We start from the raw sequence: 16,763 nt of genomic DNA on the forward strand, positions 1-16,763 counted from the left end.
TTCGGGCAGCCTTGACCGCCGCCCGGTAAGCGACGGAATCAAGGAATGAAATGGTGGTCGCCCGGAGTTTTTCCGTGCGGTGTGGATGGTGCGTGAAGTTCTGCATCATCGTGGCGACCGACGCAGGTGGAACGCATCTTCCGTTTTGCTCAGGCCGAGGTCGCGATGGCCGCGGCGATTGGCGGAAAATTGCGCGCGGGAAGGGCGGGCTGCAATTTCCACGCGCGCGTCGTACGTGCGGCGGCCGGGCCGGGTTCCGGGCAGGGGGTCAGGCCGGTTCGGCGGCCCGGTGCGGCGCGGCGGCCGCCGGGAGCGCGGCGCGCCCGGCCTGGCGGCGGCTCAGCCGCCCCGTCCGGTGCAGCCAGCGCACGGTGTCGGCCAGCGTCTCGTCCAGCGACCGGCCCGCCGGCCCGAGCAGTTGCTCCGTCGGCGTGCCGTCCATCGGGCGGGCGGTGGCGCACAGGTAGATGGCGCCGTGCTCGGCGGGCAGGTGCACGGGCGACAGCCGCTGCGCCGCGCTGACCAGGTGCCCCATCGGCAGCAGGGCCCGCGCCGGCAGCCGCAGGGTGGGCAGGGCCCGCCCGGTGACCCGGCGCAGCGCGTCGACGAACTCGCGGGTCGTCACGTACCGGCCGGGGGCCGGGAAGCGGCGGGGGCCGCGCCCCGGTTCGAGCACCGCGGCGTGCAGCCGGGCCACGTCCCGCACGTCGCCGACGGGGAAGCCGCCGGTGGGCCACATCGGCATCAACCCGCGCAGCACGTTGCGTACCCGCGTCGTCTGGTCGCCCAGGTGCGGGTCGTCGGGCCCGAGCGAGGCGAGCGGGTACGTGACGACCACCGGCGCCCCGTCGTCCTGGTGCCGGCGCGCGACGTGCTCGGCGGCGGCCTTGCTGCGCAGGTACGCCTCCCGGGGCGCGCCGACCGGCGAGTCGACGGTCAGCGGCGAGCGCGCGGCCGGCAGCAGCACGCCGAAGGTGGAGACGTGGACGATCGGGTCGAGGCCCGCCGCCCGCGCCGCCCCGAGCACGACCTCGGTGCCGCGCAGGTTGACCGCCCGCATCCGCGCCCGGTCCCGGGAGTCGAAGCTGTACACGCCGGCCGCGTGCAGGGCGGCGGCGCAGCCGTCGGCGGCCCGGGTGACGTCGGCGGGGTCGGTGACGTCGCCGACGACCAGCTCCACCCGCCCGGCGTCGGCGCCCAACGCGGTCAGCACCCGTCGGGCGCGGGCCGCGTCCCGCACGAGCATCCGGACCCGGTGGCCGGCGTCGAGGATGGCCGCCGTCGAGTGGGAGCCGATGAATCCGGTGCCACCGGTTACCAGGACCAGCATCGCGACTCCCGCGGGTGGGGGACTGGGTCGTCGCCCATCATTCGCGGACGCCGCCGACCCCTCCTTCTCCCAGGGTGCTCAACCGGCGTCGATCGCGTTGCCCGCGCCCCCGCCTTCCCAATACTGGCATTGCCGCAGTCGTGGGAGCCGTCGTCGTGACCGCCCGGCGGCGCAGAGCAGGAGGCAGATCATGATCGCTCGTCGGGTGGCCTCGTCGGTGGTCCAGCGTCAGGTCAACTACGTCACGCCGGTGCCGCAGGGGTCCGCGCGGGGCCTGGTGGCGGCCGTCTACGCCCAGGTGGCGCAGGAGATGCAGCTGGTGGTGCCGCCGGCGCAGCTGCACTCCCCGTCGCCGGAGGTGCTGGCCGCGTACTGGATGGTCATGCGGGAGCCGCTGCTGCCGACGGAGAACGTGGACCGGGCGACGAAGGAGGCGGTGGCGGCCGCCGTGTCGGTGGCGAACATCTGCCCGTACTGCGTGGACATGCACAGCGTCGGGCTCTACGAGCTCTCCACCGAGCACGACGCGGAGGCGATCGTGGCCGACCGGCTCGCCGAGATCACCGACCGGCGCATCCGCGAGGCGGCGGAGTGGGGTCGTACGGCCCACCAGCCGCAGACCGCGCGCCCGGTCCTGCCGTTCGCGGAGCGGGACCGCCCGGAGCTGGTCGGCGTGGTGGTGGGCTTCCACTACGTCGCCCGCGTGGTCAACGTGTTCCTCGCCAACTTCCTGCTCCCGCCCGGGCTGACACCGCGGGCGCGGCGGCGCCTGAAGCGCGGTATCGGCTGGTTGTTGCAGGGGACGCTGCGCGACGCCCGGGAGCCGGGTCGCTCGGTGGAGCTGCTGCCGCCGGCGCCGCTGCCGGCGGAGGCGGCCTGGGCGGCGGGCAGCCCGCACGTGGCCGGGGCGATGGCCCGCGCCTACGCGGCGTTCGAGGCGGCCGGCGAGCGGGCGGTCCCGCCGGCGGTGCGGGAGCTGGTCCTCGAACGCCTCGACGCCTGGCGGGGGGAGGAGACCGGCCTGAGCCGACAGTGGTGCGAGCGGTTGATCGCGCCGCTGCCCGAGCCGGAGCGCGCCGCCGGCCGCCTGGCCCTGCTGACCGCGTTCGCCTCCTACCAGGTCGACGAGGAGGTGGTCACCGAGTTCCGCCGCCACCGGCCGGGTGACGCGGCCCTGGTCGACGCGGTGGCCTGGGCCAGCTTCGCCGCGGCCCGCCGGGTCGGCGCCTGGTACGCCCCCGCCGACTCGCCCGAGCCGGTCTGACGGATCCGCGACCCGAACTGAGCACGCAGGAAGACGCGCCGGCGTGTCGGTGTCGACACGCTGGGTGAGGGCGTGGCGTTCTCGCGCGCCCGTCACCCTTGGAGGAGGCAACGTGACCAGCTACCAGGCGACCCTGCCCGGATCGTCCGGGCGTTGGGCGGCACTCAACGGCACGCACCACCGGGCCGCCCTGAACGCGTTTCTCGTGATCGTGCTGGCGCACTGGGCCGAGCACCTGGTGCAGGCGTACCAGATCTGGGGCCTGGGCTGGTCGCGGCCGGAGGCGCGCGGCGTGCTCGGCATGCCGTTCCCGTGGCTCGTCAGCTCCGAGTGGCTGCACTACGGCTACGCCATCGTGATGCTCGTCGGGCTGTGGATGCTGCGCCCCGGCTTCGTCGGGCGCAGCCGGAGCTGGTGGACCGCCGCCCTGGCGCTTCAGTTCTGGCACCACATCGAGCACCTGCTGCTGCTGTTGCAGGCGCAGACCGGCCGGCACCTGTTCGGCAGCCCCGTGCCCACCAGTCTGCTCCAGGTCGTGATCCCCCGGGTCGAGCTGCACCTGTTCTACAACACGGTCGTCTTCGTGCCGATGGTGATCGCGATGTACCTGCACCTGCGGCCCTCCGCGGCGGAGGAGGAGCTGATGGCGTGCAGCTGCCGGCAGCCCGGGGCCGCCGCGCAGCCGGCATGACCAGCGTGGACGGTGCCCGCCCGCCCGCGCCTCCCGCGCCGGCCGGGAGGGTGCAGCGGGCGGCGATCGTCGTGGCGGCCGGTGTCGTGCTGTCGATCGTCGCGCTGCTGGCCTTCGGCAGCCCGGCCGCGAGCCGGCGGCTGATGCTCCAGCCGGGCGACGGGTCGGTCGTCGGGTCGGCGCCCGCCGAGGTGACGCTCACGCTCGGCGGAGCCGAGTCGGCCGGGGACCCGCACCTGGCCGTCACCGGACCGACCGGGGCGGTCGTCTCGACCAGGAGGCCGGCCGTCCGCGACGGCCGCCTGGTCGTGCCGGTACGCGACGCCGGGCCGGGCGCCTACCGCGTCGCCTACCGCGTCCGGTTGCCCGACGGCCGGCAGGTCGCCGGCCTGGCCGGTTTCACGGTGACCCCCGGAGCCGCACCGGCCGGGCCCGTCGCCACGCCGGTCGGGGAGGCGGCCGCCGGCCACGACCACGCCCGGATCGACGGCATCAACGGCGTGCTCCTCCTGCTGGACCTGGGCCTCGTCGGGGTGGCCCTGCTGTTGATGTTCCTCCGCCCGCAGCGGGGGAGAGGTCCCGTCACCGGCCCGTGACCCGGGGCGCGGGCGGATGAGCGCACAGCAGAAGAGGCGGCCCCGGCCGGCGCGAGGTGACGATGAAGTCACCCGCCGGCCGGGGCCGGCGTCGTCGTACCGACAGGGGGATCTGCCATGCCGACGGTACTGGGCTCCGTACGTCGACTGCTGATGGCGCCGACGCTCGCGGACGTCACCTTCGCGCGTCGGGGCTTCCCCGGCCCCGCCACGGAGGTCACCCGCCGGCTGGAGGCGGTTCCGCAGTCGGTGATCTGCGGATTCGAGTGGGGCATCGACACCCGCGACCCGTGGGAGCTGGAGCGCCGGCTCGCGCTCGTCGACCGGGAACTGCTCGGCTTCGCCTACGAGGGCGCCACGATGGCCTGCACCATCCTCGACGTGATGGGGCCCCGGCGCGGCACCCGCACCCGCGACCTGCTGCGGGGGCCCGGCGCGCCCCACCTCTTCCTCGCCTACATCGGCATCGGTTTCGCGATGGCGCGCCTACCGCGCCGCTTCTGGCGGCACGTCGTGCCCGACCTCACGGGCAACCCGTACCACCCGACGATGACCTGGCTGGCCGTCGACGGCTACGGGTTCGACCGCGCCTACTTCGACCTCGACCGGTGGGTGACCCGGCAGGAGCGGCTGGCGGCGTACCCGTGGCAGGGCCACGGCGACTACTTCCCGCGGGCCACGGACCAGGGCCTCGGGCGGGCGCTGTGGTTCATCCACGGCGCCCGCACCGCCGACGTGGCCGGGGCCGTGCGGACCTTCGCCACCGACCGGCACGGCGACCTGTGGAGCGGGGTGGGGCTCGCCGCCACCTTCGCCGGGGGTGCCGACGCCGAGGCGCTCGTCGCGCTGCGCGCCGCCGCCGGTCCGTGCGCGCCGGACCTGGCCCAGGGCGCGGTCTTCGCCGCCAAGGCCCGCAGCCACGCCGGCTACGTGCCGGCGCACAGCGAGGCGGCGATGCACGCCCTCGGCGGGCGCTCCGTGGCCGCCGTCGCGGCGCTCGCCGACGACGTGGCGGTCCGCGCGGAGGACGCCGGGCGGCTGCCCGCGTACGAGGTCTGGCGGCGCAACGTCCGCGCGCACTTCGAGCCGGCCGACGTCGGTCACGACCGCTGAGCCGTCCGCGTCGTCCGCCCGGCGGTACGCGACCCCGGCGCGGACCGGGCCTCGTCGCGCCCGCCGTGCCGGCGCGCGGCCGGCCTCGGACGTGAACGCCTCGAATAATTGCGATGAATGCGCAAGGGTGAAGAAATCAACCCTTCCCACTTTTGCCATCATCGAAATGGATGTCCATCCCGGCAACGAAAACACCGACCCTTTGGGGGAACGTGCCATGCAGAGCCTGCGTGATCTGCGGCGCAGAATCCTGACGCCAAATATCTCCGAGACGAAATTGGACGTGCGCGGCTTCCACGTGCGCGACGAGGAATCGAAGACGCTGCTCGAAACCGTCGGCGCCTCATTCCTGGCCGGTTACGGATACGCCGCCGAGGCGCCGACGACCGCAGCGGCCGAACAGCGTCTGGAAACGGTGCCGACGCGTTTTCGTGGCTTCGCGTACGAGGGCGCCGGGATGGGCTTCGCCGTCCGGGACGCGCTGCGGCCGGGCCGCCCCCGGCACGTGGCGAGCCTGCTCGCCGGCCGGGGCGACGCGCACGTCTACATGGTGTACGTCGGCGTGGGCTGGGCGATGGCCCGGGTGCCCCGGTTCCGCTGGGGCCAGCTGTACGCCCCGGACCCGCTGCTGCGGTGGCTGGTGCTCGACGGCTACGGCTTCCACCAGGCGTACTTCCACACCGACCGGTACGTGTACGGGCAGTACCGCCACCCGCGGTTCCCGTGGCCGGCCGAGGGCCCGCGCGAGTACGCCGACCGGGTCATCGACCAGGGCATCGGCCGGGCCACCTGGTTCGTCGGTGGCACCGACGTGGACCGGGTGACGGAGATCTTCGCCGCGTTCCCCGCGCACCGGCGGGCCGACCTGTACGCCGGGGCCGGCCTCGCCGCCACCTATGCCGGCGGGGCCCCCGAGGCGGACCTGCACCGGTTCCGCGACCGTGCCGGCGACTACCGCGTGGACCTCGCCCAGGGCAGTGCCTTCGCGGCCGGGGCCCGGGTACGCGCCGGCCTGGTCGCCCCGCACAACGAGGTCGCCACGCAGGTGTTCTGCGGCATGTCCACCGCCGAGGCGGCGAAGGTCACCGACGTGACGCTGCCCCGCGGCCAGGACGGCGCCACGCCCGCCTTCGAGCGGTGGCGCCAGGCCATCGCCGCGGAGTTCGAGGGGCGGTGCTGACCGTGACGCCCCTCCCACCGGCCGTTCCCGCGCCCCGGCGGTCCACCACCGCACGCAACGAAGGAGAGACCTCGTGACCAGGATCGCTGTCGTGGGGATGGCGTGCCGCTACCCGGACGCCACGTCACCCCGCGAACTGTGGGAGAACGCCCTCGCCGGGCGGCGGGCCTTCCGCCGGCTGCCCGCCGAGCGGATGAGTCTGGACGACTACTGGGATCCGGACCCGGCCACACCCGACCGCTTCTACGCCCGCAACGCCGCGGTCATCGAGGGCTACGAGTTCGACCGGATCGCCTACAAGATCGCGGGCAGCACCTACCGCTCGACCGACCTCACCCACTGGCTCGCCCTCGACATGGCGGCCATGGCGCTGGCCGACGCCGGCTTCCCGATGGCGGAGGGCCTGCCCCGCGAGCGGACCGGCGTGGTCGTCGGCAACACGTTGACCGGCGAGTTCTCCCGGGCCAATCAGCTGCGGCTGCGCTGGCCCTACGTGCGCCGCATGGTCGCCGCCGCGCTCAAGGAGCAGGACTGGGACGACGACCAGCTCACCGCGTTCCTCGACGAGTTCGAGGCGACGTTCAAGGGCCCGTTCCCGGAGGTCGACGAGGACACCCTCGCGGGTGGACTGTCGAACACCATCGCCGGGCGCATCTGCAACCACTTCGACTTCAAGGGCGGCGGCTACACCGTCGACGGCGCCTGCTCCTCGTCCCTGCTCTCCGTCGCCACCGCGTGCAAGACCCTCTCCGACGGCGAGGTCGACGTGGCGATCGCCGGCGGCGTGGACCTGTCCATCGACCCGTTCGAGATCATCGGCTTCGCCAAGACCGGCGCGCTGGCGCGCGGCGAGATGCGCGTCTACGACCGTGGCTCGAACGGCTTCTGGCCGGGCGAGGGCTGCGGCATGGTGGTGCTGATGCGCGAGGCCGAGGCCCGCCAGGCGGGGCACCGCGTCTACGCCACCATCGCGGGCTGGGGCATCTCCTCCGACGGCAAGGGCGGCATCACCCGACCGGAGGTCGCCGGCTACCAGCTCGCCCTGCGCCGGGCGTACGACCGGGCCGGCTTCGGCATCGAGACCGTCGGGCTCTTCGAGGGCCACGGCACCGGCACGGCGGTCGGCGACACCACCGAACTCCAGGCGCTGTCGCTGGCCCGGCGCACCGCCGACGGAAACTCCCCGCAGGCCGCCATCAGCTCGATCAAGGGCATGATCGGGCACACCAAGGCGGCGGCCGGCGTCGCCGGGCTGATCAAGGCCGCGATGGCGGTCCACCACGAGGTCCTGCCGCCCGCCATCGGCTGCGTCGACCCGCACGAGATCCTCACCGCCGAGCAGTCCGCGCTGCGCGCCCTGCGCAAGGCCGAGGCGTGGCCGCGCGGCGTGCCCGTACGCGCCGGCGTGACGGCGATGGGCTTCGGCGGCATCAACACCCACATCGTGCTGGAGAACGGGCAGCCGCGTCGCTCGTCGCGGCTGGACAGCCGCTTCCGCAACCTCGCCGCGTCGATGCAGGACGTGGAACTGCTCCTCGTCGACGGTGGCAGCCCGCAGGAGCTGCGCGAGCGGTTGCAGCGCCTCGTCGACTTCGTGCCCACGGTGTCGTACGCCCAGTTGGGCGACCTCGCCGCCACCCTGCACCGCGAGCTGCGCGACCTGCCCTACCGGGCGGGCGTCGTGGTCTCCTCGCCGGAGGACGCCGAGCGGCAGCTGGGCCGCGTCTGCGACGCCCTCGACGCCGGCGAGGCGCGCCTGTTCTCCGCCGACGGCCGCTGCTTCCTGGGTCACGTGAGCGGGCCGGGCCGCATCGGCTTCCTCTTCCCCGGGCAGGGCTCCGGCCGGGGCACCTCGGGCGGCGCGCTGCGCCGGCGCTTCGCCGACGTGGAGGAGGTCTACCAGCGGGCGGCGCTGCCCACCAGCGGCGACATGGTCGCGACCGCGGTGGCCCAGCCCAGGATCGTCACCGGCTCGCTGGCCGGCCTGCGGGCGCTGTCGCTGCTCAACCTCGACGCGACCGTCGCCGTCGGGCACAGCCTCGGCGAGATCGCCGCCCTGCACTGGGCCGGCGTGCTCGACGAGGAGGCCCTGCTGCGGGTCGCGGGGATCCGTGGCCGGACGATGGGGGAGCACAGCGCCTCCGGCACGATGGCCAACATCGGCGCCCCGCCCGAGCGGGTGGCCGGGCTCGTCGGCGACCTGTCCGTGGTGATCGCCGCGTACAACGGGCCGGAGCAGACCGTGATCGCGGGTTCGGAGGCCGCGGTGGAGGACGCCTGCGAGCGGGCCCGCTCCGCCGACCTGCGGACCACCCGCCTCTCGGTGTCCCACGCGTTCCACTCCCCGCTGGTCGAGCCGGCCGCGGACGCCCTCCTCGAGGCGCTGGCGGGGGAGCGGTTCGGGCCCGTCATCCGGCGGGTCGTCTCCACGGTCACCGGCGAGCCGCTCGCCCCCGACACCGACGTCGCCGCCCTCCTGCACCGCCAGATCACCGACCCGGTGCTGTTCAGCCAGGCCGTGGCTCTCGCCGCCAAGGAGGTCGACCTCTTCGTCGAGGTCGGTCCGGGGCAGGTGCTCTCCGGCCTGGCGTCGGCCAGCACCGACCTGCCGGCGGTGGCGCTGAACACCGACGACGAGTCGCTGGCCGGCCTGCTGCGCGTCGCGGCGGCCGCGTACGTGGTCGGCGCCGGCGGCGTGGAGGGCGCCCTCTTCCACGACCGGCTGGTCCGGCCGCTCGAGGTGGGCCAGAACTTCCGGTTCTTCGCCAGCCCCTGCGAGTCCGCCCCGGTGGTGAACCTGCCCAAGGGCACCGGTGTGCGGGCGACGGCTCCGCCGGTGGCGGAGGGGCAGCGGCCGGAGCCGGAGCAGCCGGCGGGCGAGTCGAGCCTGCAACTGCTGCGCCGGTTGGCCGCCGAGCGGGCCGAGTTGCCGCTGGAGATGGTGCACGACGGCAGTCAGCTCCTCGACGACCTGCACCTCAGCTCGATCACCGTCGGCCAGCTGGTCAACCAGGCGGCGCAGCAGCTCGGCGTGCCGGCCGCGCAGACCCCGACGAACTTCGCGACGGCCACCGTCGGTCAGCTCGCCGAGGCCCTGGAGCAGCTCGCCCGCACCGGCCGGGACGCCGACGCGTCCGGCCCGGCCTTCGTGCACGGTGTGGCCGACTGGTGCCGGGCCTGGTCGGTCGACCTCGACGAGGCGCCGTCCCCGGCCGCCGCGGGGACCGAGGCCGACGGGCCCTGGCAGCTGTTCGCCCCGGCCGGGCACCCGCTCGCCGAGCCGCTGCGCGCGGCCCTGCAGAGCGCCGGTGTCGGCGCGGGTGTGCTGGTGTGCCTGCCGCAGCCGTGCGCCGAGGCCGACCTCGAACTGGCCCTGCGCGGCGCGCAGGCGGCGACGGCCGCCGCCCCCGGCACCCGCTTCGTCCTTGTCCAGCAGGGGCCGGGCGCGGCCGGGCTGGCCAAGACGCTGCGGCTGGAGGCGCCGCACGTGCGGACCACCGTCGTGCACACCGCGCCGGTGCCGCAGGCCGTGGCGAGGGTGACCGCGGAGGTCGCCGCCACCGACGGCTTCGCCGAGGTCCACCTCGACGCCGACGGGCGCCGGCGGGTGCCCACCCTGCGCGGGCTGCCGGTGCGGCCGGCCGAGACTCGGCAGCCATTGGGCGCCGAGGACGTCCTGCTGGTCACCGGCGGTGGCAAGGGCATCACCGCCGAGTGCGCCCTGGCGATGGCCGTGGACAGCGGCGCCCGCCTCGCCGTGCTCGGCCGCTCGGATCCCGCCCAGGACGAGGAGCTGGCCGCGAACCTCGCGCGGATGGCGGACGCCGGCGTGCGGGTGCGCTACGCCCGGGCCGACGTGGCCGACGCCGCGCAGGTACGCCAGGCCGTCGACGGGCTGGTCGCCGAGCTGGGACCGGTCACGGCGGTGCTGCACGGCGCGGGCCGCAACGAGCCGGCGGCGTTGACGGGCCTCGGCATGGACGAGTTCCGCCGCACCTTCGCGCCGAAGGTCGACGGCCTGCGCGCCGTGCTCGACGCGGTCGACGCCGACCGGCTGCGCCTGCTGGTGACGTTCGGCAGCATCATCGGCCGGGCCGGCCTGCGTGGCGAGGCCCACTACGCGACCGCGAACGACTGGCTCGCCGAGCTGACCGTCGACTTCGGCCGGCGTCACCCGGACTGCCGCAGCCTCTGCCTGGAGTGGTCGGTCTGGTCCGGCGTCGGCATGGGCGAGCGGCTGTCCGTGGTCGAGGCGCTGACCCGCGACGGCATCACCCCGGTCACCCCCGACCAGGGGGTTGCGATGCTCCGGCGCCTGCTCGCCGACCCGCACGCGCCGTCGGTGGTGGTCGTCAGCGGGCGGACCGAGGGCATCGACACCGTCCGGATGGACCTTCCGGAGCTGCCGCTGCTGCGCTTCGTGGACCGGCCGCTCGTGCGCTACCACGGCGTCGAGCTGGTCACCGAGGCCGAACTCAAGCCGGTCGCCGACCTCTACCTGGACCACCACCGGCTCGACGGCAACCTGCTGTTCCCGGCGGTGTTCGGCATGGAGGCGATGGCCCAGGTCGCCGCCGCGGTGACCGGACGGACCGACACGCCGGTGGTCGAGCGGGCCGAGTTCCTGCGGCCCATCGTGGTGCCGCCGGACGGCAGCACCACCATCCGGATCGCCACCCTCGTGGTCGACGACGACGTCGTGGACGCGGTCGTCTACAGCGCGGAGACGGAGTTCAGCGCCGCGCACTTCCGGGCGCGGCTGCACTTCACCGGGACGCGACCGCCGGCCGGCCCGCCCGAGCAGGTGCCCGCCGGGCTGCCGGCGGTGCCGCTGGACCCCGCCACCGACCTGTACGGCGACATCCTGTTCCAGGGTGGACGGTTCCAGCGGCTGCGCCGCTACCACCGCTCGGCCGCCCGGCACGTCGACGCCGACGTCGTCACGGCTCCGCAGACGCGGTGGTTCGCCGACTACCTGCCCGACACCCTGCTGCTGGGCGACCCCGGCGTGCGGGACGCCCTCATGCACGGCAACCAGGTCTGCGTCCCCGACGCGACCCTGCTGCCGGCCGGGATCGAGCGGCTCCACCCGGCGGGGCCCCGGCTGACCGAGGCGGAGGAACTCCGCTACTGCGCCGAGGAACGCAGCCGCGACGGCGACACCTACGTCTACGACATCGCGCTCCGCTCCTCCGACGGTGCGATCGTGGAGCGGTGGGAGGGCCTGCGGCTGCGGGCGGTGCGCAAGAAGGACGGCCGCGGGCCGTGGGTGGCCCCGCTGCTCGGGTCGTACCTGGAGCGGACCGTGGGCGACCTGGTCGGCGGTGACGTCGCCGTCGCGGTGGAGCCGGCCCCGACGGAGCGGACCGGACGCGGCGAGGCGGCCGGGCAGGGCACGCCGGACGAGACCCGCCGGCGGCGGGCCCGCACCGCGGTGGCCGCCGGCCGGGCCGCCGGCGGACCGGTCGAGGTCGCATACCGGCCGGACGGCCGCCCCGAGCTGGCCGACGGCCGGTCGCTCTCGGCCGCCCACGCCGAGAACCTGACGCTGTGCGTGGTCGGCACCGGGCCGCTCGCCTGCGACGTCGAGGCGGTACGCGCCCGGGAGGAGTCGGTCTGGCAGGGGCTCCTCGGCACGCACGTCGACCTCGCCCGGCTCTGCTGCGCCGACGGCGGGGAGTCGCTGGACGCGGCGGCGACGCGGGTGTGGGCGGCGATCGAGTGCCTGCGCAAGGCGGGGCTCTCGCACCGGGCGCCGCTGGTCGCGGTGCCCTCGGACCGGGCCGGCTGGCTGGTCTTCGCCTCCGGCGACCTGCGGATCGCCACGCTCGTCACGACCGTGCGGGACCTGCCCCAGCCGATGGCGTTCGCGATCCTGACGGAAGGACGGGGCTAGGCGATGGACAAGTACTTCGAGTACCTGCACACGGTGGGCTTCGAGGAGACCAACCTCGTCGGCAACGTGTACTACGTCAACTACCTGCGCTGGCAGGGCCGCTGCCGGGAGATGTTCCTGAAGGAACGGGCCCCGGACGTGCTCGCCGACGTACGCGAGGACCTGAAGCTGTTCACCCTCCGCGTCGACTGCGAGTTCTTCGCCGAGATCACCGCGTTCGACGAGCTGTCCATCCGGATGCGCCTGGTGGAGCTGGCGCAGACCCAGCTGGAGTTCAGCTTCGACTACGTCAAGCTCGACCGGGACGGCGGCGAGACGCTGGTGGCCCGGGGCCGGCAGCGCATCGCCTGCATGCGCGGCCCGAACACCCGCACCGCGCCGGCCAGGGTGCCGGAGGCACTGGTGACGGCGCTCGCGCCGTACACCTCGGCGCGGCGCTCCTGACGGCGCGAGAAGGAGACGTCGTGGACGTACAGCGAACACTCACCGTCGGGACGCCCGACGTGACGGCACTGCGGCGGGCGTACGGCGCGTTCGCCACCGGCGTCACGGTGGTGACCGTCGGCGGTGCCACCCCGCACGGGATGACCGCCAACTCGTTCACCTCCGTGTCGCTCGACCCGCCGCTGGTGCTGGTGTGCGTCGACCGCAACGCGGTGATGCACGCCTGCCTCTCCCGGACGCGCGAGTTCGCGGTCTCGGTACTGACCGACGACCAGGAGAAGGTGGCCCGGTACTTCGCCGACGGGCGGCGGCCGCTCGGCGGCGAGCAGTTCGACCAGGTGGAGTGGCGCCCCGGCGCGACGACGGGCGCCCCGCTGATCAGCGGGGCCCTCGCCCACTTCGAGTGCGAGGTGTGGCGCTCCTACGACGGCGGCGACCACACCATCTTCCTCGGCCGGCTGCTCTCCCTGGAGCGCCGCACGGACGGGGAGGCACTGCTCTTCCTCTCCGGCCGCTTCCGTCAGGTCGAGCAGGAGCGGAGTGAGGCGGCATGACGACCATCCAGGGCGGGGCCCGGCGTACGCCGCCGGGCCCGCCCCGCCCCGCCGCCCTGCACATGCTGATCCTGATGGGCCGGGACCGGCTGCGGATGATGACCCTGGCGGCGGAGCGGTACGGCGACGCGGCCCGGCTGCCGGTCGGGCCCAAGCAGCTCTACTTCTTCAACCATCCCGACCACGCCAAGCACGTGCTGTCCGACAACAGCGCCAACTACCAGAAGGGCATCGGCCTGGTGCACGCCCGCCGGGCGCTCGGCGACGGGCTGCTCACCAGCGAGGGCGAGCTGTGGCGCAAGCAGCGCAGGGTGATCCAGCCGGCGTTCCAGAACCGGCGGCTCGCCCAGTACGCGGGCGTGATCGGCGAGGAGGCCGCGCTGCTGGTCGAGCGGCTGACGGAGCGGGCCGACGGCCCTCCGGTCGACGTGCTGGAGGAGATGACCACGCTGACCCTCGGGGTGCTCGGGCGGACCCTGCTCGACGCCGAGCTCAGCGGCTTCCACGGCGTCGGCGCGTCGTTCGCGGCCGTGCAGGACCAGGCGATGTTCGAACTGGAGACGCTCAGCGCCGTGCCGCCGTGGATTCCGCTGCCCCGGCAGCTGCGGTTCCGGCGCGCCCGCCGGCACCTCCAGCGGGTCGTCGACGAACTCGTCGCCGGCCGGGGCCGGGACGTGGACGGGCGCGACGACGTCCTGTCCCGCCTGATCGTCTCGACCCGGCTGGAGAAGGATCCGCGGGTGGCCCGCCAACGGCTGCGCGACGAGCTGGTCACGCTGCTGCTGGCCGGGCACGAGACGACCGCCAGCACGCTGGGCTGGAGCCTGCACCTGCTCGACCGGCATCCCGAGATCCGCCGGCGGGTCCGCGAGGAGGCCGTGACGGTGCTCGGCGACCGGCTGCCCGAGTACGAGGACCTGCACCGGCTGCGGTACACGACGATGGTGGTGGAGGAGGCCATCCGGCTCTATCCGCCGGTCTGGCTCCTGCCCCGCAAGGCCCAGCAGGACGACGAGATCGGCGGCTACCACGTGCCGGCGGGGGCCGACATCCTCATCTCCCCGTACACCCTGCACCGGCATCCCCGGTTCTGGGACGAGCCGGAGCGGTTCGACCCCGACCGCTTCGACCCGGCGCGCAGCACGGAGCGCCCCCGCTACGCGTACATCCCGTTCGGCGCCGGCCCCCGGTTCTGCGTGGGCAACAACCTGGGCATGATGGAGGCCACCCTCGTCCTGGCCATGCTGCTGCGGGACGTGCGTCTGGCGGGGGTGCCCGGCCGTCCGGTGGTGCCCGAGCCGATGCTGTCGCTGCGGGTGCGCGGCGGCCTGCCGATGACGGTGCACAAGGTTGACTGAATTCCGTGCCGGACCCGCGGGCGCCACGGCGCCCGCGGGTCCGGCACGCGCCCACCCGGCGGCCCGGGGCGGCCCCCCGCGCGGGGGCGACGACGGAGGCGCTCGCAGCACCTGGTCCCGCCGGGCCGCGCGTCGGGCCTCATGGCGGGACCCCGGCCGCCGGCGCCCGTCAGGGGCGTCGGCGGCCGGGGTCCTCGTGTCCGGCCCCGGGAGGCGGCGGTGCGCGGTGCCGCCCGGGGGGTACGCGGTGCTCCCGCCGCTGGCGGGGTCAGGCCGCGTACATCTGGGACCGGTTCTCCCGCTGGGCCTGGCGTTCGCTCGCGGCCTTGCGGCTGTCGAGCAGCGCCAGGAGGACCGGCGGGTCGATCTTGGACACCTGTTTGAGGTGGGCGTCGGCGGTCAGGGTCTGACGTCCGTGCACGACCAGCGGGCCCACCGCGGCCACCATCATCGTGTCCTGCTCGAGCCGGAGCACGTCGCCGGAGACCGAGTGGCACAGCAGGTACCAGGTGCCGTCGGGCACGTTGGTGAAGTGGTACGCGCCCGGCGACTCGAGGATGGCGCAGCGTACCGGTGGGCCCTCGGGGATGCGGTGCTGGAACAGGCCCAGGAAGATGAGCCCGGGCGCCGGCCCGCGTGCGGGCGCGGTGACCTGCCCGGTGATGGTGCCCTGCGTCTGACCCGTCGGACGCTGGGTGGGGATGCGGGGAGTGAAGCCGCCCATCCGCCGGTAGGTGGTGGGTGGCAGGCCGACGCTCCTCGTGAACCGGGTGCTGAAGGTTCCCACGCTGTTGTAGCCCACCCGCAGGCTGATGTCCGTGACGTTCAGCCTCGTCGTGGTCAGCAGCCGCTTGGCCTCCTGGAGGCGGATCGCGGACAGGAACCGTCCCGGCGAGATGCCGGTCACACGCTGGAAGATCCGTGTGAAGTGGAACTTGCTGAACATGGCTGCGCGCGCCATGTCATCCACTGTCAACTGTTCGGATAAATTGCTGCGCATGGTGTCGATGGCCCGTTCCACTGCCTGTTCTGCGCTGTCGTGCATTTGTCTCCCCCGGATTGCGGACAATCCCAATGAGTGGATGTGGTGAATCGACTGAAGTCAATAAGGATGCCAGTCGGTCACCATTCCCCGCTAACCGCAGTTGATGCTAGCCGAGCCCTGGCGGGCCGGTCAACACTTTCTGCGTTCGGAGCGTAGCGCGGAGTGACGGAGGGGGGCTTATCAATTCATGCGCAGAATCGGTGCGTGCCACTATCGGCCCAGGTGAAGATCGTTCGGATTGCTAATTGTATTGTGGAACTCGCCAGTATCTGTGCTGCCGGGCTGTCGATCCTTAGCGTACTTTTTCGGACATCGGTGGCCCGTTCCGATGCGTGCCGATCGAGGGGGCCGCGCCGTCGCCGCCGGCCCCGCCGATCCAGACGGCGACGAGTGTCGATCAATGGCTAATGATCGATCTCTATGGCAAGATTGCCCAAACGTTCGCCAGGGCGGAGGACGCGTGCGTATCTCGGAGCTCAGTAGACAGAGTGGCGTGTCAGTCCCGACGATCAAGTTCTATCTGCGTGAGGGTCTGCTCCCCGCAGGCCTGCCGACCGGTCGCAACCAGGCCGACTACAGCGAGCGGCACCTGCGGCGGATCCGGCTGATCCGGACCCTGACCGGCATCGCCGGGCTGGACCTGTCGTCCGTCCGGGAGATCCTGGCCGCCATCGACGACGAGGACCTCACCCTGCGCGACGCCTACCAGGTCCTCGATCAGGCCCTCTACCTCGACGGGTCCGAGACCCTGGGCCGCGAGGCGGTGGACTGCGCGCGCGAGGAGGTGGCGGACCTCGCCGAGGCGCTCGGCTGGTCGCGCGAGTCCAGCCTCTCCGGCGGGGAGGTACTGGCGCACGTGCTGGCCGGGCTGCGCAGCCTCGGCTGTGAGGCCGAGGTGTCCTTCTTCACCTCCTACGCCCGCGCGGCCGAGCAGCTCGTGGTGTCGGAACTCGACCTGGTCGCCGCCGAGGGCGGTACCGAGAAGGGCCCGGCGATCGTGCGCAGCGTCCTGTTCGGCGTCGCCCTGTCCGCCCTGCGCCGCATGGCGCACGAACACCACGTCGCGCTTCGATTCCCGTTGAATACGGTTGAGTGAGGGCGTCGAACGGGTGAGATGGCGGATCCGCCCCGCCCGAAACGCGCACGGCGCAGTCGGCCACTGAGCAACCTTTGAGAAGAACTCGGGCCGTGGTCCCGCCACGATAAGTGGGCCGGTGGCGACTTTCGCAGCCGGTTCGCCAGGCATCGTGAAGGGACGCACGACATGCCGCGATCGGCTGGGAATGGGCGGC

At 73.8% G+C, this 16,763-nt stretch carries 12 protein-coding genes; 10 read left to right on the forward strand and 2 right to left on the reverse strand.

Annotation, left to right across the window (positions count from 1 at the left end; translation table 11 throughout):
* Positions 1–268: 268 nt before the first annotated feature.
* Entirely contained in the window at positions 269–1,330 is a 1,062-nt protein-coding gene (locus AC5L34_RS26135) for an SDR family NAD(P)-dependent oxidoreductase (RefSeq protein ID WP_441177755.1), read from the reverse strand.
* A gap of 190 nt (positions 1,331–1,520) precedes the next feature.
* On the opposite strand from AC5L34_RS26135, the gene AC5L34_RS26140 reads away from it, so the two are divergent.
* The 9 genes from AC5L34_RS26140 (at position 1,521) to AC5L34_RS26180 (ending at position 14,426) form a co-directional block, all read left to right on the forward strand.
* Positions 1,521–2,594 (forward strand): carboxymuconolactone decarboxylase family protein, encoded by a 1,074-nt coding sequence (locus AC5L34_RS26140; RefSeq protein ID WP_494827393.1) that lies wholly within the window; start codon positions 1,521–1,523, stop codon positions 2,592–2,594.
* A gap of 112 nt (positions 2,595–2,706) precedes the next feature.
* Positions 2,707–3,285, forward strand: a complete 579-nt coding sequence (locus AC5L34_RS26145; RefSeq protein ID WP_231926041.1) for a hypothetical protein — start codon at positions 2,707–2,709, stop codon at positions 3,283–3,285.
* The gene (locus AC5L34_RS26150; protein WP_494827395.1) at positions 3,282–3,881 is read left to right on the forward strand and encodes a copper resistance CopC family protein; all 600 of its coding nucleotides are present in this window, start codon (positions 3,282–3,284) and stop codon (positions 3,879–3,881) included. The genes AC5L34_RS26145 and AC5L34_RS26150 overlap by 4 nt, the downstream gene beginning before the upstream one ends.
* 117 nt (positions 3,882–3,998) lie before the next feature.
* Complete coding sequence (locus AC5L34_RS26155) at positions 3,999–4,994, forward strand: DUF1702 family protein (RefSeq protein WP_494827397.1); 996 nt, start codon at positions 3,999–4,001, stop codon at positions 4,992–4,994.
* Positions 4,995–5,211: 217 nt separating this feature from the next.
* On the forward strand, positions 5,212–6,174 hold the full coding sequence (locus AC5L34_RS26160) for a DUF1702 family protein (protein ID WP_441177760.1): 963 nt from the start codon (positions 5,212–5,214) through the stop codon (positions 6,172–6,174).
* Positions 6,175–6,247: 73 nt separating this feature from the next.
* On the forward strand, positions 6,248–12,070 hold the full coding sequence (locus AC5L34_RS26165; protein WP_494827399.1) for a type I polyketide synthase: 5,823 nt from the start codon (positions 6,248–6,250) through the stop codon (positions 12,068–12,070).
* Between the two features lie 3 nt (positions 12,071–12,073).
* A complete protein-coding gene (locus AC5L34_RS26170) occupies positions 12,074–12,514 on the forward strand; it encodes an acyl-CoA thioesterase (protein ID WP_088999821.1) in 441 nt (146 codons plus the stop codon).
* Positions 12,515–12,534: 20 nt separating this feature from the next.
* Positions 12,535–13,068 carry a flavin reductase family protein gene (locus AC5L34_RS26175; protein ID WP_441177762.1) on the forward strand — a complete coding sequence of 178 codons (534 nt, stop codon included), beginning with the start codon at positions 12,535–12,537 and terminating at the stop codon, positions 13,066–13,068.
* Complete coding sequence (locus AC5L34_RS26180) at positions 13,065–14,426, forward strand: cytochrome P450 (protein WP_441177763.1); 1,362 nt, start codon at positions 13,065–13,067, stop codon at positions 14,424–14,426. The genes AC5L34_RS26175 and AC5L34_RS26180 overlap by 4 nt, the downstream gene beginning before the upstream one ends.
* 268 nt (positions 14,427–14,694) lie before the next feature.
* On the opposite strand, the gene AC5L34_RS26185 is transcribed toward AC5L34_RS26180, so the two are convergent.
* Positions 14,695–15,471 carry a helix-turn-helix domain-containing protein gene (locus AC5L34_RS26185; protein WP_363626466.1) on the reverse strand — a complete coding sequence of 259 codons (777 nt, stop codon included), beginning with the start codon at positions 15,469–15,471 and terminating at the stop codon, positions 14,695–14,697.
* 400 nt (positions 15,472–15,871) lie between these two features.
* Between AC5L34_RS26185 and AC5L34_RS26190 the strand changes: the two genes are divergently transcribed.
* On the forward strand, positions 15,872–16,567 hold the full coding sequence (locus tag AC5L34_RS26190) for a MerR family transcriptional regulator (protein WP_284040366.1): 696 nt from the start codon (positions 15,872–15,874) through the stop codon (positions 16,565–16,567).
* Positions 16,568–16,763 lie beyond the last annotated feature (196 nt).

Source organism: Micromonospora sp. ZG13 (assembly GCF_059359355.1).